The organism is Leisingera sp. ANG59 (assembly GCF_013317235.1).
GTDB lineage: Bacteria > Pseudomonadota > Alphaproteobacteria > Rhodobacterales > Rhodobacteraceae > Leisingera.
The window spans coordinates 37,342-59,873 of record NZ_WLCM01000026.1 but is presented as its reverse complement, the minus strand read 5'-3'; the positions used below and the strand labels follow the sequence as shown (position 1 = coordinate 59,873).

At 63.2% G+C, this 22,532-nt stretch carries 21 protein-coding genes; 16 read left to right on the top strand and 5 right to left on the bottom strand.

Annotated features, from left to right (window positions below; translation table 11 throughout):
- Window positions 1–312 precede the first annotated feature (312 nt).
- The 3 genes from GKC28_RS18765 (at window position 313) to GKC28_RS18755 (ending at window position 3,401) form a co-directional block, all read left to right on the top strand.
- Window positions 313–1,869 (top strand): trimethylamine methyltransferase family protein, encoded by a 1,557-nt coding sequence (locus GKC28_RS18765; RefSeq protein WP_174148529.1) that lies wholly within the window; start codon window positions 313–315, stop codon window positions 1,867–1,869.
- Between the two features lie 66 nt (window positions 1,870–1,935).
- Window positions 1,936–2,670: an SDR family NAD(P)-dependent oxidoreductase gene (locus GKC28_RS18760; protein ID WP_174148528.1), complete on the top strand. Its 735-nt coding sequence runs from the start codon at window positions 1,936–1,938 to the stop codon at window positions 2,668–2,670.
- Window positions 2,667–3,401 (top strand): SDR family NAD(P)-dependent oxidoreductase, encoded by a 735-nt coding sequence (locus GKC28_RS18755; protein ID WP_174148527.1) that lies wholly within the window; start codon window positions 2,667–2,669, stop codon window positions 3,399–3,401. Before GKC28_RS18760 ends, GKC28_RS18755 begins: the two co-directional genes overlap by 4 nt.
- Before the next feature lie 98 nt (window positions 3,402–3,499).
- Here the strand turns inward: GKC28_RS18755 and GKC28_RS18750 are convergent, their stop codons facing one another.
- The 4 genes from GKC28_RS18750 to GKC28_RS18735 are packed head-to-tail and all read right to left on the bottom strand — an operon-like array spanning window position 3,500 to window position 7,975.
- Window positions 3,500–4,840, bottom strand: a complete 1,341-nt coding sequence (locus GKC28_RS18750) for an FAD-binding oxidoreductase (protein ID WP_174148526.1) — start codon at window positions 4,838–4,840, stop codon at window positions 3,500–3,502.
- Window positions 4,837–6,336, bottom strand: coding sequence for an aldehyde dehydrogenase (locus tag GKC28_RS18745; protein WP_174148525.1), 1,500 nt, complete (start codon window positions 6,334–6,336; stop codon window positions 4,837–4,839). The genes GKC28_RS18750 and GKC28_RS18745 overlap by 4 nt, the downstream gene beginning before the upstream one ends.
- A gap of 3 nt (window positions 6,337–6,339) precedes the next feature.
- Entirely contained in the window at window positions 6,340–7,257 is a 918-nt protein-coding gene (locus GKC28_RS18740) for a dihydrodipicolinate synthase family protein (RefSeq protein WP_174148524.1), read from the bottom strand.
- Window positions 7,258–7,264: 7 nt separating this feature from the next.
- Entirely contained in the window at window positions 7,265–7,975 is a 711-nt protein-coding gene (locus tag GKC28_RS18735) for a GntR family transcriptional regulator (RefSeq protein ID WP_174148523.1), read from the bottom strand.
- A 213-nt stretch (window positions 7,976–8,188) separates the two neighbouring features.
- On the opposite strand from GKC28_RS18735, the gene GKC28_RS18730 reads away from it, so the two are divergent.
- The 13 genes from GKC28_RS18730 to nqrF all read left to right on the top strand — a co-directional run bounded on the left by GKC28_RS18730 (window position 8,189) and on the right by nqrF (window position 21,738).
- A complete protein-coding gene (locus tag GKC28_RS18730; protein ID WP_174148522.1) occupies window positions 8,189–9,139 on the top strand; it encodes a GlxA family transcriptional regulator in 951 nt (316 codons plus the stop codon).
- 116 nt (window positions 9,140–9,255) lie between these two features.
- Complete coding sequence (locus GKC28_RS18725) at window positions 9,256–10,170, top strand: LysR substrate-binding domain-containing protein (RefSeq protein WP_174148521.1); 915 nt, start codon at window positions 9,256–9,258, stop codon at window positions 10,168–10,170.
- Between the two features lie 95 nt (window positions 10,171–10,265).
- Window positions 10,266–11,420 carry an aromatic ring-hydroxylating dioxygenase subunit alpha gene (locus tag GKC28_RS18720; protein ID WP_174148520.1) on the top strand — a complete coding sequence of 385 codons (1,155 nt, stop codon included), beginning with the start codon at window positions 10,266–10,268 and terminating at the stop codon, window positions 11,418–11,420.
- Window positions 11,417–12,868: an aldehyde dehydrogenase family protein gene (locus tag GKC28_RS18715; protein WP_174148519.1), complete on the top strand. Its 1,452-nt coding sequence runs from the start codon at window positions 11,417–11,419 to the stop codon at window positions 12,866–12,868. The genes GKC28_RS18720 and GKC28_RS18715 overlap by 4 nt, the downstream gene beginning before the upstream one ends.
- A gap of 3 nt (window positions 12,869–12,871) precedes the next feature.
- A complete protein-coding gene (locus GKC28_RS18710) occupies window positions 12,872–13,111 on the top strand; it encodes a hypothetical protein (RefSeq protein ID WP_174148518.1) in 240 nt (79 codons plus the stop codon).
- 199 nt (window positions 13,112–13,310) lie between these two features.
- Window positions 13,311–14,405 carry an alcohol dehydrogenase family protein gene (locus GKC28_RS18705; protein ID WP_217434142.1) on the top strand — a complete coding sequence of 365 codons (1,095 nt, stop codon included), beginning with the start codon at window positions 13,311–13,313 and terminating at the stop codon, window positions 14,403–14,405.
- On the top strand, window positions 14,402–15,526 hold the full coding sequence (locus tag GKC28_RS18700) for a mandelate racemase/muconate lactonizing enzyme family protein (protein ID WP_174148517.1): 1,125 nt from the start codon (window positions 14,402–14,404) through the stop codon (window positions 15,524–15,526). The genes GKC28_RS18705 and GKC28_RS18700 overlap by 4 nt, the downstream gene beginning before the upstream one ends.
- 357 nt (window positions 15,527–15,883) lie before the next feature.
- Complete coding sequence (locus GKC28_RS18695) at window positions 15,884–17,227, top strand: Na(+)-translocating NADH-quinone reductase subunit A (RefSeq protein ID WP_174148516.1); 1,344 nt, start codon at window positions 15,884–15,886, stop codon at window positions 17,225–17,227.
- Between the two features lie 5 nt (window positions 17,228–17,232).
- Complete coding sequence (locus tag GKC28_RS18690; protein ID WP_174148515.1) at window positions 17,233–18,441, top strand: NADH:ubiquinone reductase (Na(+)-transporting) subunit B; 1,209 nt, start codon at window positions 17,233–17,235, stop codon at window positions 18,439–18,441.
- A complete protein-coding gene (locus tag GKC28_RS18685) occupies window positions 18,434–19,237 on the top strand; it encodes a Na(+)-translocating NADH-quinone reductase subunit C (protein WP_174148514.1) in 804 nt (267 codons plus the stop codon). Before GKC28_RS18690 ends, GKC28_RS18685 begins: the two co-directional genes overlap by 8 nt.
- Entirely contained in the window at window positions 19,237–19,890 is a 654-nt protein-coding gene (locus GKC28_RS18680) for an NADH:ubiquinone reductase (Na(+)-transporting) subunit D (RefSeq protein ID WP_174148513.1), read from the top strand. Before GKC28_RS18685 ends, GKC28_RS18680 begins: the two co-directional genes overlap by 1 nt.
- Window positions 19,890–20,498, top strand: coding sequence for an NADH:ubiquinone reductase (Na(+)-transporting) subunit E (gene nqrE / locus GKC28_RS18675; protein WP_019296950.1), 609 nt, complete (start codon window positions 19,890–19,892; stop codon window positions 20,496–20,498). The genes GKC28_RS18680 and nqrE overlap by 1 nt, the downstream gene beginning before the upstream one ends.
- A 16-nt stretch (window positions 20,499–20,514) precedes the next feature.
- Window positions 20,515–21,738 carry an NADH:ubiquinone reductase (Na(+)-transporting) subunit F gene (nqrF, locus tag GKC28_RS18670; RefSeq protein ID WP_174148512.1) on the top strand — a complete coding sequence of 408 codons (1,224 nt, stop codon included), beginning with the start codon at window positions 20,515–20,517 and terminating at the stop codon, window positions 21,736–21,738.
- A 342-nt stretch (window positions 21,739–22,080) separates the two neighbouring features.
- Here nqrF and GKC28_RS18665 read toward each other — a convergent pair whose 3' ends face one another.
- On the bottom strand, window positions 22,081–22,494 hold the full coding sequence (locus tag GKC28_RS18665; RefSeq protein WP_174148511.1) for an Imm50 family immunity protein: 414 nt from the start codon (window positions 22,492–22,494) through the stop codon (window positions 22,081–22,083).
- Between the last annotated feature and the right edge of the window lie 38 nt (window positions 22,495–22,532).

Genomic DNA, 22,532 nt, shown 5'->3' with positions numbered 1-22,532 from the left:
GACTTGGCCGTCGTCGTCGACAACACAAATGGCGGTTTCTTTTACTGATACATCCAATCCGGCATAATGCTTCATGCTGCGTCTCCTTCCCTGATGCTTGTGGCTGCTTCACACAAACCACGTATTATCATCAGCTCGAGACGCAGCACCTACCGGAGACCGAGGCTGGAAGTGGGGCGCAAGCCGAATACCCCATCTGACCTAAGGCCGGTTCCGCCGGACAGAGTGTCGGTTTCTGCAACCGGATTTCGCAATCCTGCAGGTGAAACCCGATTCATTTGGTGAAACTCACTGTCAAAGGAGACCCCTGCTATGACTGAGCAAGCCACTGCCACCCGCGCACGCTCCGGCGGCCGCAACGCCCGCCGCGCCCTGCGCACCGCCCCCAAGTTCGACATGCTGCCGGGCCTGACCCGCAACATCCCGCTGTGCGAGGTGATGGACGGTGCCCAGGTCGAAAAAATCGACAATGCCTCTATGGATATCCTGGAGAACGTCGGCGTCCAGTTCCGCGATCCCATTGCACTGGAGGACTGGAAGCGCGCGGGCGCCAAGGTCGAAGGCGAGCTGGTTTACCTCGACCGCGGCCTGGTGCGCGAGCTGATCAAGACAATCCCCAGCGATTTCACCTATCACGCGCGCGACCCCAAGAAGAACGTGCGCCTGGGCGGCAAGAACTCGATCTTTGTGCCGATGACCGGCGCGCCCTTCCTGCGCGACCTGGACGATGTGCGCCGCAACCCGATGCTGGACGACCTGGCGATGTTCCACAAGCTGGCGCATATGATGCCGGCCCTGCACTCCTCGGCGCACCACATCGTCGAGCCGTATGACCATCCGATCAGCCAGCGCCATCTGCGGATCACCTATTCGTCGATGAAGTACTCCGACAAGACGTTCATGGGGATGACCACCAGCCCCAAGAACGCCGAGGACGTGATGGACATGTGCGCCATCCTGTTCGGGGAAGAGTTCATCATGAACAATCCCGTAACCACCGGCAACTGCAACGGCAACTCGCCGCTGGTCTGGGATGAGACCATGCTGGGCGCCATGCGCGCCTTTGGCGCCCGCCGCCAGCCGGTGCTGTGCTCGCCCTTCGTTCTGGGCGGTGCCAACACCCCGGCCTCGGTTGCAGCCTCGGTTGCGCAGCTGAATGCGGAGGCACTGTCGGCGCTGGCCTATACCCAGGTTTGCAACCCGGGGACCCCGGCGATCTACGGCCATTACTTGTCGACCGTCAGCATGAAGTCCGGCGCGCCGATGGCGGGCACGCCTGAAATCTCGCTGATGAACTTCATGATCGGCCAGATGGCGCGCTACTACGGCGTGCCGTGGCGGACCTCGAACACCCTGGGCGGGGCCAAGACCTTTGACGCGCAGGCGGGCTATGAATCCGCCACCACCCTGTCGGCGGTCATTCATGCGGGTGCCAACTACATCTGGCATTCGGCGGGCTGGAACGAGGCCGGCATGCATTGCTCGGTTGCCAAGTTCATCGTCGACGCGGAGCAATGCGCGATGGCCTACCGGATGGCGGAAGGACCGAAATGGGACGACTTTGACCAGGCCATTGCCGCAGTGCCGGATGTCGGTCCCGGCGGCCACTACCTGGGTCATCCGCACACCCAGGAGAACTTCCAGCAGGCGTTTTTCATGCCGGAACTGTTCGACAACAACTCGATCGAGCAATGGCAGGCCGAGGGCAGCGTCGAGATCACCGAACGCGCCTTGAAACGCGCCAGGAAACTGCTGTTGGAATACCAGGAACCGAAGCTGGATGAGGCCAAGAATGAAGAACTGCTGGAGTATATCGCCCGGCGCGAGCGGGAGATCCCAGCCGCGGATGAGCTGAACCAGAGCTATTGATATCCTCCCCCCGACTGGCCCGCCCTTTGATAGGGCGGGCTTTTTTGCAGCAGGAAAGGGAACGTAATGGAATTTCATGGAAGATGCGCGCTTGTGACCGGCGCTGCGGGGGGAATCGGTGCTGCAATCGTGCAGAGGCTGCGCACCGCAGGCGCCACCGTGGCGGTTGCCGACCGCGATACCAGCGGCATAGAGGCCGAGGCGCATCTGCCGGGCGATCTGCTGGACGCGGATTATGCCAATGCCTTGCCGCAAGCGGCAGCAAAGGCGCTTGGCGGGCTGGACATTGTCATCAACAACGCCGGTGTCATCACCCGCGGCCCGGTGACCGAAACCTCGGACGCTGATTGGGAACTGTCGATGGGCGTGAATGTTCAAGCCCCCTTCCGGATTTGCCGCGCCGCGATTCCGCTGATGGCGGATACCGGTGGCGGTGCCATCGTCAACACCGCCTCCTGCTGGGGTGGCAAGGCGCCGGGGCCGAACCATGCGCTCTACTGCATGACCAAGGCGGCGGTTGCCTCTCTGACGCAATGCATGGGGATGGACCACGCGCACCAGGGCATCCGCATCAATGCGGTTTGCCCCAATGAGGTGAACACGCCGATGCTGCGCACGGGCTTTGCCAAGCGCGGCTTTGACCCGGACAGCGCGGTGGCGGAACTGGGTAAAACCGTGCCGCTCGGCCGCATCGCCGAGCCGGAGGACATCGCCGATGTGGTGATGTTCCTGGCCTCTGACGCGGCGCGATACATGTGCGGCGCGCTGGTGGAGGTGAACGGCGGGAAACCGGTGTCATGATGCGGTTTCAGGGCAAGGTTGCGCTGGTCACCGGCGGCCGCAGCGGCATCGGTTTGGCGATTGCCAGGCGGCTGCGGGACGAGGGCGCGCGGGTGTTCACCGCGCAGCGCGGCGCGGATGCGGAGTTCGAGGCAATCCCGGCGGATTTCACCGACCCGGACAGCCCCGCGCAGGTGGTGGCGGAGGTTGCCAGCAGGGCAGGGGGGCTGGATGTGCTGGTCAACAACGCCGGCATGATGCAGGAGGCACGCGTCGAGGAGATGACCCTCGCCGACTGGCAGCGTAATCTGACGGTGAACCTGACCGCGCCGTTCCTGATGATCCATGCAGCGCTGCCGCATCTGCGTATTTCCCGCGGCAGCATCGTCAACACCGGCTCTATCGAAGGGCTGGGCAGCAACCCCGGCCACGCCGCCTATTGCGCCTCCAAGGCCGGTCTGCACGGGCTTACCCGCGCGGTGGCGGTGGATCACGGGCACGAGGGCATCCGCTGCAACGCGGTGGCACCGGGCTGGATCGACACCGAACTGAACATGGATTTCATCGAGGGGATGCCGGATCCGGAGGCCTTCCGTCGCGATATTGCCGGCATTCACCCGGTGGCGCGCACCGGCAAGCCGGAAGAGGTGGCGGCGCTGGTGGCTTTCCTGGCGTCAGAGGATGCAGGGTTCATCACCGGCCAAGTCTACACCGTCGACGGCGGGCGGATGGCTAAGCTGAGCCTTCCCTAAATCGAAGGTGGCTGGACATAGAAAGCCCCCCCCTGTTCACCTTTGTAAAAATACTCCGGGGGAGCCGCCGCAGGCGGCGGGGGCAGAGCCCCCAGCCTCTATTCCTTGCCGGACCGCCATTCCTTCCACATCAGGTAGGTATTGGCGCCGAGCGAGGCAAAGGGTTCCGGCGGCAGTTTGGGCGGCATCGGCTGGGCCAGGAAATGGCTGGCAATCTGTGATCCCCCCTGAAGAACAAATTCGGCAATGCCCATGCCCTGCAGCGTGCCGCGGGCAATGCCGAGGCCGTTCTGGCAGCAGGCGGAATAGACGCTCTGGTCCAGCTCTCCGAATGCGGCGGAACCATTGCGGCTGAGGCAGAGCATCCCGGCCCAGCGGTGTTCCATCTTGACGCCTTCCAGATGCGGGAAGCGCTCCCTGAACTTGCGGTCCTGCACCCATCCTGCGTTGCGCAGGCGCATTTCGCTGGTTTCAATGGTGGGGTGGAAACTGGAGCAGGTGCGGACCAGGATGCGGTCGCCATAGGAGCCGGAGATCCGCCGCACGGAGGTGCCCATGGGGTCCGCAGGCGTGACCGACCAGCGCGGCGCGCCCCCCAGGCGTTTGATCTGCTCTGGAGCCAGGCGTTCGGTCATTGAGGCATAGAGGCAGATGTGCATCAGGCGGCGCTGGTAGAAGCCGAAGCTTTCCAGATGGCCGTTGTTGGCCAGAATCACGCTGCCGGTGCTGATGCGGCCCTTTGGGGTGCTGACAACCCAGCCGTTGCCCTGTTTCTCAAACCCGGTGGCAGGGGAGTTTTCGAACACGCTGACCTGCCCGGCCAGATACGCCGACAGGGCGCGGATATAGGCGGCGGGCTGGATCATCACCGTGCCCGGCGCATAGAGACCGGAGGTGTAATGCGGGCTGCCGGTGCGCTCCTGCATTTCCTGCCGGCTGAGCAGCTGATGCGGTTCGCCCAGCCGCTCCAGATGGGCGGCAAAGTCGCGGTTGTGCTTGTCGCCGACCATGGTGGCGGCTGCGTTGATCTTGCCTACGGGGTCGAACATCTCCTGGGGCAGGGCGCAATCCTCGGCCACGCCCTTGGCGAAATCGATGGCCTTGCGGTTGAAGGCAATCGCGGCCTTGTCAGCCTCCAGCCCGGAGCCTGCGTAGTTGTCAGAGGCCAGATCATGCGGCAGGTCGATCATGAAACCGGAATTACGGCCCGCAGAGCTTTCCGCAAAACGGCCGGCCTCCAGCAGGGCCACCTTCAGCGAGGGGTCCAGCTGGTGCAGGCGGCGGGCGGCGGACAGGCCCGCAAATCCGCCGCCGATGATGGTCACATCGGCGGTCAGGTCGTGGTCCATCACCGGCAGCGGGGCCTGCGGCGGCAGGATGGCATTCCATCCCGCCGCGCCGGTCTGCCGGGGCAGGCGTTTGGCAGTGTAGGCGGTCAATCCACGGCCTCGTCTGCGTCGTCGGCCAGGTCGATCCAGATGGTTTTCAGCTGGGTGTACTGGTCGTGGGCATGGACAGAGTTGTCGCGGCCGCCAAAGCCCGACTGCTTGTAGCCGCCGAAGGGGGTGGAGATATCGCCCTCGCCAAAGCTGTTCACCGTTACCGTGCCTGCGCGGATGGCGCGGGCACCGCGGATCGCCCGCTTGGCGTTGGCGGTGAAGATCGAGGCGCAGAGGCCGTACTGGGTGTCATTGGCGATCCGGATGGCCTCGTCAAAGCCGGAAACCTCGATCACCGACAGCACCGGGCCAAAAATCTCCTCGCGCGCCAGCACCGCGTCATTGCCCGGCACTTCGACCACTGTGGCCTCGACAAATGCGCCGTCATGCGTCTTGCCGCCCAGCACCACGTTTTCGGCCTGCTCCAGATAGCCGCAAACCTTGTCGAAATGCGCCTTGGACACCAGCGCGCCCATGCGGGTTTCCGGGTCCAGCGGGTCGCCGACGTTCCAGGCCTTGGCGTGATGCGCGATGCGCTCCAGCAGCTCTGCCTTGACGTCCTTGTGCACGATCAGGCGCGACGAGGCCGAGCAGTTTTCGCCCATGTTCCAGAAAGCGCCGTTAACGATGTGGGCGGCTACGCGGTCCAGGTTCTCGGCGTCGTCCATCACGATTGCCGGGTTCTTGCCGCCCATCTCCAGCACCACTTCCTTGGCGTTGCTTTCCGCCGAATAGGTCAGGAAGCGCTTGCCGGTCACGGTGGAGCCGGTGAAGGAAACCATGTCGATATCCATGTGGCGGCCAATGGGCTCACCTACCTCGGCGCCGCCGCCGGGCACCACGTTCAGCACGCCGCGGGGCAGGCCGGCTTCCATCGCCAGTTCCGCAACACGCAGCGCGGTCAGGGTGGTTTCCGCAGCCGGTTTCACCACCACGGAGCAGCCTGCGGCCAGCGCCGGGCCGATCTTCCACGCGAGCATCAGCAGCGGGAAGTTCCAGGGCAGCACCAGGCCGACCACGCCGATCGGTTCGCGCACCACCATGGCGACGTGATCGTCGGAGGCGGGCGACACCTGATCATAGATCTTGTCGGTCGCCTCGGCGTGCCATTTCAGGCAGTGGATGGTTTCAGGCACGTCGACGGTTTCGCAGTCATAGATGGTCTTGCCGGAATCCAGGCTTTCCATCACCGCCAGTTCATGGGCGTTGCGGGTCATCAGCTTGCACAGCCGGATCAGCACGTCCTTGCGCTCGGAGGGGTGCAGGCGGGACCAGCGGCCGTCGTCGAAAGCTTCGCGCGCCTTTTCGACCGCGACATCTACATCTGCTGCACCGCAGGCAGCGATATCAGCCAGTTTTTCTCCGGTAGCCGGGTTCACGGTTTCAAAGGTCTTGCCGGACGCGGCCGGGCAGAATTTGCCGTCGATGAACGCGCCCGTGGGCAGGTCCAGATTGGCGGCGATGGATTTGTATTCGTCCTGAGTAAGCAGCGACATGGATCAGCCCTCCGCCTGGATATCTGCGATTTTCTGTTTCAGCACCCGCACGACCTGTTCCAGCGCGCGTTTGTCGTCCTTGTTCAGGCCTTTCAGCGGCGCGCGCATGGCGCCGGCCTCGATGCCGTTCATGGTGACACCATGCTTGATGGTCTGGATGAACTTGCCGCCCTGTTCGAGGACGCGCATCAGCGGCATCATTGCCGACATGATGCGGCGGCCCTTGGCAAAGTTGCCCTCGATCACGCAGGCATTGTAGAGCGCGACGTGTTCCTTGGGCAGGAAGTTCGAGCCGCCGCAGACCCAGAAGGGCGCGCCCCAGGCAAAGAACTCCAAAGCTTGGTCATCCATGCCGCAGCCCAGCTGGATATGCGGGTAGTCCCGCGCCAGCAGGTGCACCCGATTGATGTCGCCGGAGCTCTCCTTGATGCCGCAGAAGTTGCGGGAGCGCCCCACCCGGTCGAGGAACTCCTCGCCCATCATGGTGCCGGTGCGGTGCGGGTAGTTGTAGAGCATCACCGGCAGGTCGGCGGCCTTGTCGATCGCCAGCGCATTCAGCGCGTTTTCGCGGTCGGTCGGGACCGAGTAGGGGGGCGAGGCCAGCAGGATGCTGTCGGCCCCAATGTCCTTGGCGCCCTCGGCCAGCGCAATGGAGTCGCTGGTCAGCATGGCACCGGTGCCCACCACCAGTGGCAGGCGGCCCTTGAGCCGTTCATGGGTGAAGCGGGCCAGTGCGATACGCTCTTCCACGGTCTGGGCATAGTTTTCGCCGGTGGAGCCGCCAGAGATCAGGCCATGCACGCCGTTCTCAACCAGGTAGTCGATCACCTCGGCCAGCGCGTCCCAATTGACGCTGCCGTCCTCGAAATGGGGCGTCACCACAGGGGTGTATATCCCCTCAAACCGGAATAGTGGGGTCATCTCGTCCTCATGCAGGGGTTTTGCGCGCCACCGTTCCCAGCGGCACGTCAAGCCCGGCGGGCATGACGAACAGCTCGATCTGGTCGCGCGACAGGTTCCAATGCTCAATCGCCAGCTGGCCCGCCGCCGCCTCGTCGCCGGCTTCGATGGCGGCGATGATGGCGTCGTGCTGGTTGCTGGCCTCATCCAGGTTTTCCGCCATGCGGGCGTCTTGGGGGCGGTAGAAGGTCATGCCGATGCGGGCATGGTCGATCAGCAGCCGCTGAAAGGACGGCAGCAGATAGATGTTGTCGGCCATTTCGCCGGTGATCTCGTGAAAGCGGTTGTTGGCCATCGCCCGATCGGCGCTGGAGCCGGTTCGCAGGGCCGCCTTAAATTCTTCCTGCGCCTCTTTCAGCTCGGCAATCTGGGCGGGTGTCGCGTGTTGGGCAGCCAGCTGCATCACCGCGCCATAGATCATCGGCGCGGCCAGGAAGAAATCGCGCAGGGTCATGTGCGACATCTCGCTGACCCGCGCGCCGCGGTTTTCCCGCAGATCGACATAGCCCTCGCCGGCCAGCTGGCGCAGCACTTCGCGCAGCGGGGTGCGCGACAGGCCCGACTCTTCGGACAGTTTCGCCTCGTCCAGATCGGCGCCGGGGCGCAGCTCCAGCGTCATGATCGCGGTCTTCAGGCGGCTGTAGAGCGCAGCTTTGCGGTTCTTCGAGGCGTCTTTCATTGGTTTGTCTCCTGCCGCGCTGCGGTGAGGGATTCTCTGGCTTGCGGGCTCTATGGCATAAAAATACATATTGTGTACACAGAAAAAATGTGGTGTGTGCAATTTGCGGGCGCTTCACGTCTTGCGGCAGGCAGGGCAGGGGGCATAGCCTGTCCGGGCCGCGAGGGCCGTGCAGCCAGGCCCGCCCAGCGTTTCTTGTCAGGCGGGTGACCCATGACCAAAACCCAGCATTTCGCCTTTCTCCTGGTTGAGGAGTTTTCGCATCTGGCGTTCTCCTGCGCGGTGGAGCCGCTGCGCATCGCCAATCTGGTCAGCGGTCAGGATCTTTTTGATTGGTCTTTCGGATCGGAGAACGGCGAAACCGCGACCTGCTCCAACGGATCGGTGACGCTGGTGCATTACGGGTTCGACGCTGTCCCGAAATGCGACCGTCTGTTTGCCCTGTCGGGGATCCACATGCGCAAACACGTGACCAAGCCGCTGCTGGCAGCATTGCGGCGGGAAAAGGCGCGGGGGGTTGCGGTGGGCGCGCTGTGCTCTGGTGCCTGGGTGCTGGCAGAGGCCGGGTTCCTGAAGGGCATGCAGGCGGCGATCCACTGGGAATACCACGACAGCTTCATGGAGGCGTTCCCGGAGGTGAATCTGGTGCGCAGCGTGTTCGTGGCCGATGAAAGGCATGTGACAGCTTCCGGCGGCACCGCCACGGCAGACCTGATGCTGCATCTGATCGAGCGCGAGCACGGGTATGACCTGGCGGTCGCTGTGGCCGACCAGATGGTCTATAACGCAGTGCGCAATGCCACGGCCGAGCAGCGGGTATCGCTGCAGTCGCGCAACGGCATGCGCAATGCGCATCTGGCCCGTGCCATCCAGATGATGCAAGACCACATCAGCGATCCGATTTCGCCCGTACGCATCGCCGAGGAGATCGGCATCTCCACCCGCCAGCTGGAGCGATTGTTTGGCAAATACCTCAACACCTCGCCCAAGAAGTATTCGATGGAAATGCGGCTGGAGCGCGCCCGGAACCTGTTGATCCAGACAGAGGCTTCGGTGACCGATGTGGCGCTGTCCTGCGGCTTTGACAGCCCCGGCCATTTTTCGCGGGTCTACAAGGCGGCCTTCAACGTGACCCCGATGCTCCAGCGCGGCCGGATTGATTGAGGCGCCCGGAAGCCGGAGCCGGTTCCGGTTATCAAAAATCCGCTCTGGCCTTCAAAGATGTTTTTCCCATATTGGAATGAAGACCGTTCACCCGAGCCTGCAGCCAGGAGCCGCTGATGTCCCGCCGCCACTACAACCTGCCGCCGCTCACCACCCTGGCGGCCTTTGAGGCCGCGGCACGGCATCTGAGCTTCAAGAACGCCGCACAGGAGCTGTCCGTGACCCCTGGGGCGGTCAGCCATCAGGTGAAAGCGCTGGAGGCGGAACTGCAGGCGCCGCTGTTTCAGCGCAAGCACCGGGGCGTGGAGCTGACAGAGGAAGGCGAGGCGCTGTTTGAAACCCTCGCCTCCTCGTTCTCCAAGATCTCGCTCAGCTTGAAAACCATCCGCGACCGCCAGACCGGCGACACCGTGACCATCGGCTCCACCTCTGCCGTCGCCTCCCTGTGGCTGTCACCCTCGGTGGTGCGGTTCTGGCGCCAGCACCCCGACGTGAACGTCAACCAGATCGTAAACGACCGGCCGCTGCGCAGCATGCCGGATGTGGATTTCTACATACGGTACGGGCGCGAGCGCGATACGCGGCTGGAACAGACCGAGCTGTACCGCGACCATCTGGTTCCGGTTGGCAATGCGGAACTGGCGGAGCGGCTCACCGGCTGCCCGCTGGAGGTTCTGGCGCAGGAGCGGCTGCTGCATCTGGACTCCGATGACCGCAGCTGGACCACCTGGGCAGACTGGTTCCAGCAGCTGGGTTATGACGGCCCCATCGCTTCCGGCGTGCGGGTCAACAATTATGCGGTGGCGCTGCAGGCGGCGCAGGACGGGGTGGGGCTGGTACTGGGCTGGCAGCGGCTGTTGAACCCCCTGCTGGCAACCGGCCAGCTGGTGCCGATCGGCCCGCATGTTCTGGCCGCGCCGCACGGCTTCCATCTTGTGGGCCGGCCGGATGCGGAACTGTCGGAATCCGCCCGTTTGCTTCGCAATTGGGTCATTGACGAGGTCAATCGAAGCTCAGGTGAATCCAGCTAATCCCTGCGCGAAAATTCCTGATATTGAGTGAATCTGCTCTCTCCCTTCAATGGCGCAAAACGCGCACATCTTTTTCCTGCCTTGGAGAGACCCAGATGAACAAGCATGACTCGCTTGCCCCGGTGATGGCTCCGGTCAACGTTGCCAACGGCCTGCCGAACGCCCATTACGTCGACCCCGCTGTCTTTGCCGAAGAAAAACGCTCGGTGCTGTTTGCCAACTGGTCCGGCATCGGATTTGGCAAGGACGTGCCGGAGCCGGGCTATGCGAAGCCGGTGAATTTTCTGGGCATGCCGCTGCTGATCGTGCGCGACAAGGACGGCGAGATCGGCGTGTTTCAGAATACCTGCCGCCACCGCGGCATGATCCTGGTCGAGAAGGCCGGCAAGATCCGCGGCGCCATCCGCTGCGCTTATCACAGCTGGTGCTATGGTCTGGACGGCCGCCTGGTCTCCACTCCGCACGTCGGCGGCCCCGGCAACAACAAGCATGAAGACATCAAGCTGGATGAGCTCGGCCTGGTGCGCATCCGCTCCTATGTCTGGCGTGATGTGGTGTTCGTGAACGTTGATGGCTCCGCGCCGGAGTTCGAAGAGGTCCATGCAGGCCTGCTGGAGCGCTGGAAGGAGTTTGAAACCCCGGTGCATCACGGCGGCGAAGACTCCGGCTTCAAGCTAGAGGTGAAGACCAACTGGAAATTGGCGGTCGAGAACTACTGTGAAAGCTACCACCTGCCGTGGGTGCATCCGGGGCTGAACAGCTATTCGCGCCTGGAAGACCACTACAATATCGAGGTGCCGGGCCACTATTCCGGCCAGGGCACCCTGGTCTACCGCCAGATGAAGGGCGAAGACGGCAAGGTGTTCCCGGATTTCGAAGGGCTTTCCAGCAAGTGGGATGAGGGCGGCGAATATGTGGCCGTCTACCCGAACGTCCTCCTGGGTGTGCAGCGCGACCACGCCTTTGCGATCATCCTGGAGCCGGTCGACACCGAAAACACCGTGGAGCACATCGAGCTCTACTACGCGAAGTCCAACGAGGACACGCCGGAGCTGGAAGAGCTGCGCACCGAGAACGCCAAGCTGTGGAAGACCGTGTTCGAGGAAGACGTCTTTGTTGTCGAGGGCATGCAGAAGGGCCGCCATGGCGAGCTGTTCGACGGCGGCCGGTTCTCCCCTGCGATGGACGGGCCGACCCACAATTTCCACGCCTGGGTGGCAGATCAGGTGACCAAAGGCCGCGAGGCATGAGTTCTTTCCTGAAAGACGGGCTGGCCAGGAATTTCCTGGCCGGTGCTTGGGTCGAAGGCGACGGCGGTGCGCGCATCGCGGTTGAGGATCCGGGCAACGGCAGCCATGTGGGTGACTGCGCGCTGGCGGGCGAGGAAACCCTCGCCAAGGCGCTGGACGCGGCGCGGGCGAGTTTCGAGCGCGGCGACCTGGCGGCCATGAAGCCCGCCAAGCGCGGCCAGCTGATGCAGCGCATTGCGGCGGAAATCCGGGGTATCGCGGACGAAGGCGCGGAGCTGCTGTGCCGGGAAAGCGGCAAGAGCCTCAGCGCCGCCTATGACGAATTCGAAGAGGCCGCGCAGTATTTCGAATACTACGGCGGCATGGCCGACAAGATCGAAGGCAAGTCGATCCCGCTTGGCCCGGACTACGCCGACTACACGGTTTATGAGCCCTACGGGGTTTCTGCCCAGATCGTGCCGTGGAATTTCCCGGTGTCGATTGCGGCGCGCTCCTTGGCGCCTGCGTTGGCCGCAGGCAACTCTGTGATCATCAAATCGCCAGAGTTGGACCCGATGGCGCTGGCAATGCTGGGTGTGGCGCTGGAGCGCGCGGAGGTACCGGCAGGCGCGGTTTCGATCCTGAACGGCGTCGGTGCAGAGCTGGGTGCGCGGCTGGTGGAAAGCCCGGCGGTGGACCAGATCGTGTTCACCGGCTCGGTACCGACCGGCCAGGCAATCCTGCGTGCCGCCGCCAACCCGGTGACGCCCGCGCTGATGGAGCTGGGCGGCAAATCCGCAGCGGTGGCCTTTGAGGACGCCAATCTGGACACGCTGATGTCCTCCTTGCAAAGCGGCATCTTCTATAACGCCGGCCAGGTCTGCTCCGCCATGTCGCGGGTGCTGGTGCACCGCTCGATCTATGAGGAAGCCGTCGAACGCGCCGCCGCACTGGCGGGTGGCCTCAGCGTCGGTCACGGGCTGGAAAACCCCGGCCTGACCCCGGTGATCTCGGCGCGTCAGCTGGACGGTATCGAAACTCTGGCAGCCACCGCCCGCCAAAGCGGCGCCCGCGCGGCCTCGGGCGGTGCCCGGCTGGAGCGCGAGGGCTATTTCATGGCACCCACCATCCTGGCGGACGTGGACCCCTCGTCCCGTGTCGCGCAGGAGGAGATCTTTGGCCCCGTCACCTGCTTCACGCCCTTCGATACCGAGGCGGAGGCGATTGCCATGGCCAACGGCACCGAGTTCGGGCTGGTGGCCGGCGTTTTCACCCGCGACCTGGCGCGGGCACACCGGGTGGCGAACCGCTTGCGGGCGGGGCAGGTGTTCGTGAACGAATGGTTCGCGGGCGGCATCTCCACCCCCTTCGGCGGCGTCGGCAAGTCGGGCTTTGGCCGCGAGAAGGGCTTGGAAGCACTTTATAATTATGTGCGCACCAAGAACATTGCGATCTCGCTGAAGGGCTGAGCGATGGAGCGCGTAGACCTCGACCGGGCGCTTCTGCAGGCGCATGAGGAAAAGGACAGCGCAGAGCTGGTCCGGCTTTACACACTGGCCGGTGACATGGCGGAAGAGGCGGGCAATATCGACGCCGCCTGCTTCTACCTGACCCACGCATTCGTATTTGCGCTGGAGGCCGGGCTGCCCGAAGCGAAAGTGCTGAACCGCCGTCTGGCGGAGCGGGGCCGGGCGCATCCGCTGGAGCTCTGACAAAAGTTTCAGGCTGTTGCCCCCGTGGGGGCAATGGTCTGTTTTGGCCGGCAGGGGAGGGCCGGCCAATCTGATTACCGGCACATGCCACGTTCGCTACCGTTCACGCGGCATGTGCCAGAATTTTTGATTTCGCATGTTCTGGGAGCCCAAAACCGGATTCCGTTTGCGGGCAGCATGCTTGGAGGGAGAAAGACTCATGATCCCCAGCAAAATGGCGGCGGTCCTGCTGACCGGCCACGGCGGCATCGACAAACTGAAATACCGCACCGACGTGCCGGTGCCGCAGCCCGGACCGGGTGAGGTGCTGATCCGCGTTGCGGCGGCAGGCATCAACAACACCGACATCAACACACGAATCGGCTGGTATTCCAAGGCAGTGGATGCCGACACCAACGCGGGCGGCGCAACCGGGTTCGACAGCGTCAATGACGATGACGCCAGCTGGTCCGGCAAGCCACTGGAGTTTCCGCGCATCCAAGGAGCAGACGCTTGCGGCCATATCGCTGCGGTGGGAGAGGGGGTCGATGCCTCCCGCATCGGCGAGCGGGTGCTGGTCCGCAACATGCTGCGGACTTACGTCGACTACCGCCCCTATGAATGCTGGACCTTCGGCAGCGAATGCGACGGCGGCTTCGCCCAGTTTGCGGTGGCGCCTGCGCGCGAAACCCATGCGGTGAACTGCGACTGGTCGGATGCGGAACTCGCCTCGATCCCCTGCGCCTATTCCACCGCAGAGAACATGCTGCACCGCGTCGGCCTGGGCGCAGAAACCGTGCTGATCTCCGGCGCGTCGGGCGGCGTTGGCTCTGCCGCTGTGCAACTGGCAAAACGCCGCGGCGCCACTGTAATCGCGCTGTCCTCTGCCGCCAAAGCCGAGGAGGTTCTGGCACTTGGCGCTGACAAGGTTGTCGACCGCAACGCAGATCTGATCAAGGAACTGGGTGAAGGCTCCATCGACGTGGTGGTCGATCTGGTTGCCGGGCCGCAGTGGCCGTCATTTCTGGACGTTTTACGGCGCGGCGGGCGGTACGCCACCGCCGGCGCCATCGCCGGGCCGATCAGCGAGATCGACGTGCGCACGCTCTACCTTAAGGACCTGACCCTGATGGGCTGCACCTTCCAGGAGGACGAAGTGTTCGCCAATCTGATCTCCTACATCGAAGCCGGCGAAATCCGCCCGCTGGTGGCCAAGACCTATCCGCTGAGCGAGATTGCCGCCGCGCAGGAGGATTTCCTGAGCAAGAAGCGCACCGGCAAGCTGGTGCTGATGATCCCGGAGGTTTCCGAATGAAGATCAGGAAGATCGAGCTGTACCAGCTGGATCTGCCCTATTCCGGCGGCGTCTACATGCTGTCGGGCGGGCGGGAGTACCGTAGCTTTGATGCATCTTTTGTGCGCATTACCACCGATACCGGGCTGGAGGGTTGGGGCGAAAGCACCCCGTTCGGCTCCACCTATATCGCGTCGCACGCCTTGGGCACGCGGGCCGGGATTGCCGAGATCGCGCCCTATCTGCTGGGCCGCGACCCGCGGCAGATGGATCGCATCAACGAGGCGATGGATGAGGCTTTGCTGGGCCACAACCACGCCAAGTCGGCAATTGACCTGGCCTGCTGGGACCTGTTCGGCAAGTCGGTGAACATGCCGGTTTGCGAGCTGCTGGGCGGCTCCACCGGGAAACGCCTGCCGGTGATCTCCTCAATCTATGCTGGAACACCGGAGGACATGCGCGCCCGCGTCGCGCAGCACCGCGAGATGGGCTATCTGGGCCATTCGGTGAAGATCGGCGCACTGGATGCCGAGGGCGGCCCGGCGCTTGACGCGGAGCGCATCCGTGCGTCGTTGGCCGACCGGCAGCCGGGCGAGTTCTTTCTGGTTGATGCCAATGGCGGGCTGACGCCGGAAACCGCGCTGCGCATGCTGCGGATGCTGCCGGAGGGGCTGGACTTCGTGCTGGAGGCGCCCTGCAAAACCTGGCGCGAGACCATGTCGCTGCGCAAGCGCTGCAACGTGCCGATCATCCTGGATGAGCTGGTGCAGCAGGATGAGGACATCGCCCTGATGCTGGCAGAAGACGTGGCGGACGGCATCGGCCTCAAGATCTCCAAGGCCGGCGGGCTGACCCACGGGCGGCGGCACCGGGATATGTGCCTGGCCGCGGGCGCGACGGTCAGCGTGCAGGATACCGTTGGGTCTGTGGTCGCGTTCTCCGCCATCGCCCATCTGGGTGCGACGGTGCCTGAGCGCTCCTTGCGCTGCATTCTGGACTGCCGCGATATGGTGACGCTGAAAACAGCGGAATTCGATGCGCCGGTCAAGGGCGGGGGCGTGCTGGTTCCGGATGCGCCGGGGCTGGGCATCACCGTTGACCGGGATCTGATGGGCGAACCGCAGGCCGTCTGGGACGCCTGACTAAGCAGTATTTGGTAGAATCAGTTTCAACCGCTTGTTGAGACTGACAGGCAGACTGGCCCGCCTAGGCGGCGCCTGCGGGAACGGCGTTGCCGTTTCCGCCTGTCCGCTTTGACGGTTTCCCGGAGGCCGTGAGCGCCAACAGTCTGATAAAAGCGCGCAGTGCACAGGAAATTGGGGAACAGGCGGGGCCACAGCCTTGCCAATCGGTGCTGAATTTGATTCGAGTGCGCCGGAAATCAGGACAGGCTGTGCGGATGTGCGGAAAACGGCGTTTTGTGCGTTTTCTTTGCCGCCGCTGCCGGAACGGGGTAAGAACCGCCTCGGGATTCGGCCTTGGAGGGACGTAGCGCAAATATGAAGACATTTAACTTGAGAAAGGGGCTGGATCTGCCGGTGACAGGCGCACCGGAGCAGGTGATCCACGACGGTCCCGCCATCACCTCGGTGGCCGTGCTGGGCCCCGACTATGTGGGCCTCAAGCCCMGCATGCTGGTGCAGGAAGGCGAGGAGGTCCGCCGCGGCACCCCGCTGTTCTGCCACAAGGATGCAGAGACCGCGATGATGGTGGCGCCGATGACCGGCAAGGTCGTGGCGATCAACCGCGGCGCCCGCCGGGTGCTGGAAAGCGTGGTGATCGAAGTTTCGGACGCTGCCGACAAGGGCGCCGACTTCTCTGCCACCGGCAACGCGGACACTGCCGAAGGGCTGGCCGAGAAACTGTGCGCCGCGGGTCTCTGGACCGCCTTCCGCACCCGTCCCTATTCCAAGATGCCGCAGCCGGGGTCCAAGCCCGCCGCGATCTTCGTGACCGCAATGGACAGCGAGCCGCTGGCCGGTGATGCCGCGGTGATCATCAATGATGCGGCTGAGGCGTTTGAGGCGGGCCTCAAGGCCGTTACTCTCCTCACCGATGGCACCACCTTCCTATGCCAGAAGGCAGGCGACAGCATTCCGGGCACCGGCATTGCCGGGGTCGAGGCCGCCGCGTTCTCCGGCCCGCATCCCTCGGGCCTGGCCGGCACCCACATCCATTTCCTGCATCCCGTCCGTGCGGACGATCAGGTCTGGACCGTTTCCTATCAGGACGTGATCGCCATCGGCCGCCTGCTGATGACCGGCCACCTCGATCCCTCCACCGTGGTTGCCATCGCCGGTCCCGCTGCGCGCTCACCCCGTCTGGTCCGCACCGTCATGGGCGCCTCCACCGATGAGCTGACCCGCGGCGAGATTGCCTCGGACGGTCCGGTGCGGGTGATCTCCGGCTCGATCCTGTCGGGCCGCCAGGCTGCCGGTTCGCTGGCGTTCCTTGGCCGCTTCGCCCGCCAGGTTGCCATCATCGAGGAAGACCGCGAGCAGATCCCGCTGGGCTGGATCCGCCCGATGCCCGGCAAATATGCCGTGCAGCCGGTGCTGGGCTCGGCGCTCAGCCGCAAGCTGTTCAACCTCACCAGCAACCTCAATGGCGGCCGCCGGGCGATGGTGCCCACCGGCACCTTTGAGCGGCTGATGCCGCAGGACTACCTGCCGACGCAGCTGCTGCGCGCGCTGCTGGTGATGGACACCGACACCGCACAGGCGCTGGGTGCGCTGGAGCTGGACGAAGAGGACATGGGCCTCGTCGGCTTTGCCTGCCCGGCCAAGTACGAATACGGGCTGGCGCTGCGCGACTGCCTGACCAAGATTGAAAAGGAGGGCTGAGCCGGATGGGATTGCGAAGCTTCTTTGACAGGATCGAGCCGCATTTCGAGAAGGGGGGCAAGTACGAAAAGCTCTTCCCCGTCTACGAGATGGTGGAGTCCTTCCTTTATACCCCGAAAACCGTCACCACCGTGGCGCCGCATGCCCGTTCATACGTCGATATGAAGCGGATCATGACCTATGTGGTGATTGCCACCATCCCCTGCATCCTGTGGGGCATGTGGAACACCGGCTATCAGGCGAACTCCGCTATTGCCGCGCTGGGGGCTGATGCGGCCACCGGCTGGCGGATTGCGCTGCTGCAGATGTTCGGAATTTCGCTGGATGCGGCGAACCCGATGGCCAATATCGCGCACGGGTTCCTGTATTTCCTGCCGATCTACATCGTGACGCTGGTTGCGGGCGGTATCTTCGAAGTCATCTTTGCCACCGTCCGCGGCCACGAGGTCAACGAGGGCTTCCTGGTGACCTCGATGCTCTACACCCTGATCCTGCCGGCATCGACGCCGCTGTGGCAGGTGGCGCTTGGCATCATCTTCGGCGTGGTGATCGGCAAGGAAGTCTTTGGCGGCACCGGCAAGAACTTCTTGAACCCGGCACTGGTGGGCCGTGCGTTCCTGTATTTCGCCTATCCTGCCAACATGTCGGGCGATGCTGTCTGGACTCCGGTTGACGGCTTCTCCGGCGCGACCGCGCTGGGTGTCACCGCCGCCGACGGCATGCAGGCGCTGGCCGCCAAGGGCATCGAATGGTCGGACGCGTTCTTTGGCACCATTCAGGGCAGCTTCGGCGAGACCTCGACGCTGGCCTGCGCCATCGGCCTGGGTTTCCTGCTGTTCACCAAGATCGCCAACTGGCGCCTGATCGTCGGCTGCCTGGCGGGCATGATCGCCTTCTCAGTGCTGCTGAACCTCATCGGCTCCGATACCAACCCGATGTTTGCGATGCCGTGGTACTGGCACCTGGTGCTGGGCGGTTATGCCTTCGGCCTGGTGTTTATGGTGACAGAGCCGGTTTCGGCGTCCCACACCAACGCTGGCCGCTACATCTACGGTGCCCTCATCGGGGTGATGGTGGTGCTGATCCGGGTGCTGAACCCGGCCTTCCCCGAAGGCATGATGCTGGCGATCCTGTTCGGCAACGTCTTTGCACCGCTGATCGACTACTTCGTCGTGCAGGCCAACATCAAACGGAGGGCGCGCCGCCATGGCTGATACCCAAAGCAAGGGCCTGATTGGCCGCTTCCTCGCCGCATCGCCGGATTCCGTCGGCAAGACCATCTTCATCGCTGTTGCCGTCTGCCTGGTGGCTTCGATGATCGTGTCCACCGCCGCGGTGTCCCTGCGCCCGGTGCAGGAGATCAACAAGAAACGCGACAAGCAGCTGAACGTTCTGCAGGTGGCGGGGCTCTATGAGCCCGGCATCAAGGTGGCTGAGGCGTTCGCCGCGTTTGAGCCGCAGGTGCTGGACCTGGAAACCGGCCAGTTCACCGACCAGTTCGACGCTGCCAATTTCGATGATCTGGCCGCCGCGCAGGACCCGGAGCTGAGCCGCGCGCTGGAGAACGACCCGGCGGGCATCGGCCGCCAGTCGCGCTACAAGACCGTGTACCTGCTGCGCGAGGAAAACGGCGATTTGGACAAGGTGATCCTGCCGGTCCACGGCTATGGCCTATGGTCCACCCTTTACGGCTTCATCGCGGTTGAGGAGAACGGCAACGATATCTTCGGCCTGCAGTTCTATCAGCACGGCGAAACCCCGGGCCTGGGCGCCGAGGTGGACAACCCGCGCTGGAAGTCCTTGTGGCGCGGCAAGAAACTGCATGACGAAAGCGGCGAACTGCATATCAGCGTTGCCAAGGCCCAGGGCCCCGCAGGGCCGGAGCATCACATTGATGCGCTGGCAGGTGCGACGCTGACCTCTGTCGGCGTGGACAACCTGGTGAAATTCTGGATGGGCGAAGAGGGCTACGCACCTTTCCTGGCCGCCCTTAAAGCGGGAGAGCTCTGATGGCGCAGACCAAGAAAGACATGCTGGTCGACCCATTGGTCGACAACAACCCGATCACTCTGCAGGTTCTGGGCATCTGCTCGGCACTGGCGGTGACCTCCTCTCTGCAGGTGGCGTTTGTGATGACCCTGGCGGTGACCTTCGTGACCGCGTTCTCGTCGATGTTCATCTCGATCCTGCGGAACCAGATCCCCGGCTCGATCCGGATCATCGTGCAGATGGTGATCATCGCCTCGCTGGTGATCTTGGTGGACCAGGTGCTGAAAGCCTACGCCTTTGAGATCTCCAAGACCCTGTCGGTGTTTGTTGGCCTGATCATCACCAACTGTATCGTGATGGGCCGCGCCGAGGCGTTTGCCATGAGCAATCCGCCGGTGGCCTCCTTCATCGACGGCCTGGGCAACGGCATGGGCTATGGCCTGATCCTGATGCTGGTCGGTGTGATCCGCGAGCTGTTCGGCTCCGGCTCCCTGTTCGGCATGACCATCCTGGAAACCGTGAACAACGGCGGCTGGTATGTGCCCAATGGCATGCTGCTGCTGCCGCCCTCGGCGTTCTTCGTGATCGGCCTGCTGATCTGGGGTTTCCGCACCTGGAAGCCGAACCAGGTCGAAGAGCGTGAATATAAAATCCAGAATGTGGAGGCGCACTGATGGAAGGGCTGATTTCACTCGCCGTTAAGGCCATCTTTGTCGAGAACCTTGCGCTCTCCTTCTTCCTGGGAATGTGCACTTTCATTGCGGTGTCCAAGAAGATTTCCACCGCGCTGGGTCTGGGGATTTCGGTGATGCTGGTGCAGGCCATCACCGTGCCCACCAACAACCTGCTGCTGACCTACCTGCTGAAGCCGGGCGCGCTGGCCTGGGCGGGCTTCCCGGATGTGGACCTGACCTTCCTCGGCCTGATCTCCTATATCGGGGTGATTGCGGCAATGGTGCAGATCCTGGAGATGATCCTCGATAAGTATTTCCCGCCGCTCTACAACGCGTTGGGGGTCTTCCTGCCGCTGATCACAGTGAACTGCGCCATCCTGGGCGGCTCGCTGTTCATGGTGGAACGCGACTACAACTTTGCCGAAGCAACGACTTACGGCCTCTCCTCCGGCTTTGGCTGGGCGCTGGCAATCACCGCGATGGCGGGCGTGCGCGAGAAGCTGAAGTATTCCGACGTGCCGGACGGCCTGCAGGGCCTGGGCATCACCTTCATCACCGCGGGTCTGATGGCGATGGCCTTCATGTCCTTCAGCGGCGTCAAACTGTAAGGGAGCGTCTGAAGTTATGGAAACTTTCTCGCTCGGCGTTGTCCTGTTCACGTTGATCGTGCTGGCGCTGGTAGCCATCATTCTGGCTGCCCGCTCCCGCCTGGTCTCGACCGGCAATGTCAACATCACCATCAACGGTGAAAAAACCATCTCGGTGCCTGCGGGCGGCAAGCTTTTGCAGACGCTGGCAGCCGAAAAACTGTTCGTCCCCTCCGCCTGCGGCGGCGGCGGCACTTGCGCCCAGTGCCGGGTGCGGGTGCATTCCGGCGGCGGCTCGATCCTGCCGACCGAGGAAAGCCACATCACCAAGCGCGAGGCCTCTTGCGGCGACCGGCTTTCCTGCCAGGTGGCGGTCAAGCAGGACATGGAAGTCGAAGTCCCCGAGGAGGTCTTCGGCGTAAAGAAATGGCGCTGCAAGGTGCGCTCCAACGACAACGTGGCGACCTTCATCAAGGCGCTGGTGCTGGAACTGCCCGAAGGCGAGGACGTGAACTTCCGCGCCGGCGGTTACATCCAGATCGAGGCGCCCGCGCACCAGCTGGCCTATACCGACTTCGACATCCAGGAGGAGTACCGCGAGGATTGGGACCGCTTCAATCTGTGGCAGTATAAATCCGTCGTGGATGAGCCGGTCGAGCGCGCCTATTCGATGGCGAACTACCCGGACGAGAAGGGCATCATCATGCTGAACGTCCGCGTCGCCTCGCCCCCGCCGGGGTCCAGCGACATTCCGGCAGGCAAGATGTCGTCCTACATCTTCAACCTGAAGCCGGGTGATGAAGTCACCATCTCGGGCCCGTTCGGCGAGTTCTTCGCCCGCGACACCCAAAAGGAAATGGTCTTCATCGGCGGCGGCGCCGGCATGGCGCCGATGCGCTCCCACATCTTCGACCAGCTGAAACGGCTGGAGAACCGCGACCGCAAGATCAGCTTCTGGTACGGCGCGCGCTCGAAGAAGGAGATGTTCTTTGTCGAGGACTTCGACCAGCTGGCCGAGGAGTTCGACAACTTCGAATGGCACGTCGCCCTGTCCGACGCGCAGCCGGAGGACGACTGGAAAGGCTACACCGGCTTCATCCACAATGTTCTCTATGAGGAATACCTCAAGAACCACCCGGCGCCGGAAGACTGCGAATTCTACATGTGCGGCCCGCCGATCATGAACCAGTCGGTGATCAACATGCTGCTGGATCTGGGCGTGGACCGCGAGGACATTATGCTCGACGACTTCGGCGGCTGAGCCGGAGCGCAAGGCGGAAAATCAAAGGCCCCGGATGGAAACATCCGGGGCCTTTTCTTGTCTTCTGGAGCGGGCCGGGCAGGGGGTGGCATCCGTACACTCCCCGTGCACCCCCTGTGCACCGGCTGCTGCGCCGGCGCGCCTGCAATTACTCTGCCTTCAGTTCGCTGACGATATGGATGGTGAGCAGGCCAGTGGACATTGCGGAGGAGCTGAAGAGTTTTCCTAGCGGATTGCAACAGAGCAGTGGCGGGCCGCCTCCGTGGGATGCCGGAAATTGACAGAGCTGCTCCGAGTTTTGGAGCCTTAGCCATGATGCTGGGCAGATATTCTGCACAGTTGCTATGGTTTTCCAGCAATGTAGCTGACAGATACTTGTTCGGCCCGGGCAAACCCGGACAGCCCGAAAATAGGTTCAATCTGCAACTCGTAAGCGACGGTATTCTCACCGGAACGGAACCGTTTCAAGGTCAACCCGCTGATGACGTTCTGATGGTTGAACCCCTCAATCTCCAGTTCGAAAATCCGATTCAGCGTAAACGTGACAACCGCATGTTTTTCTGAATGAAAGTACCCGTTTTGTACTTTTCCGGTCATGTTCCAGGCATGTATGGACAGTTTGGACCTGCCAGAGCGCTTGAGATGAAAATCAAGAACTTCTGCGTCATGGAAACTAGGAACCCGCCCGAACCATTGCATTAGTTCCGGCCCGCCTTCGATTGTGTCAAAAGCTAAAGCAATGGCGCTTTCATTCATTTCTGAAACACTTGCCTGAGACCCTTCGGCGGGAAGGA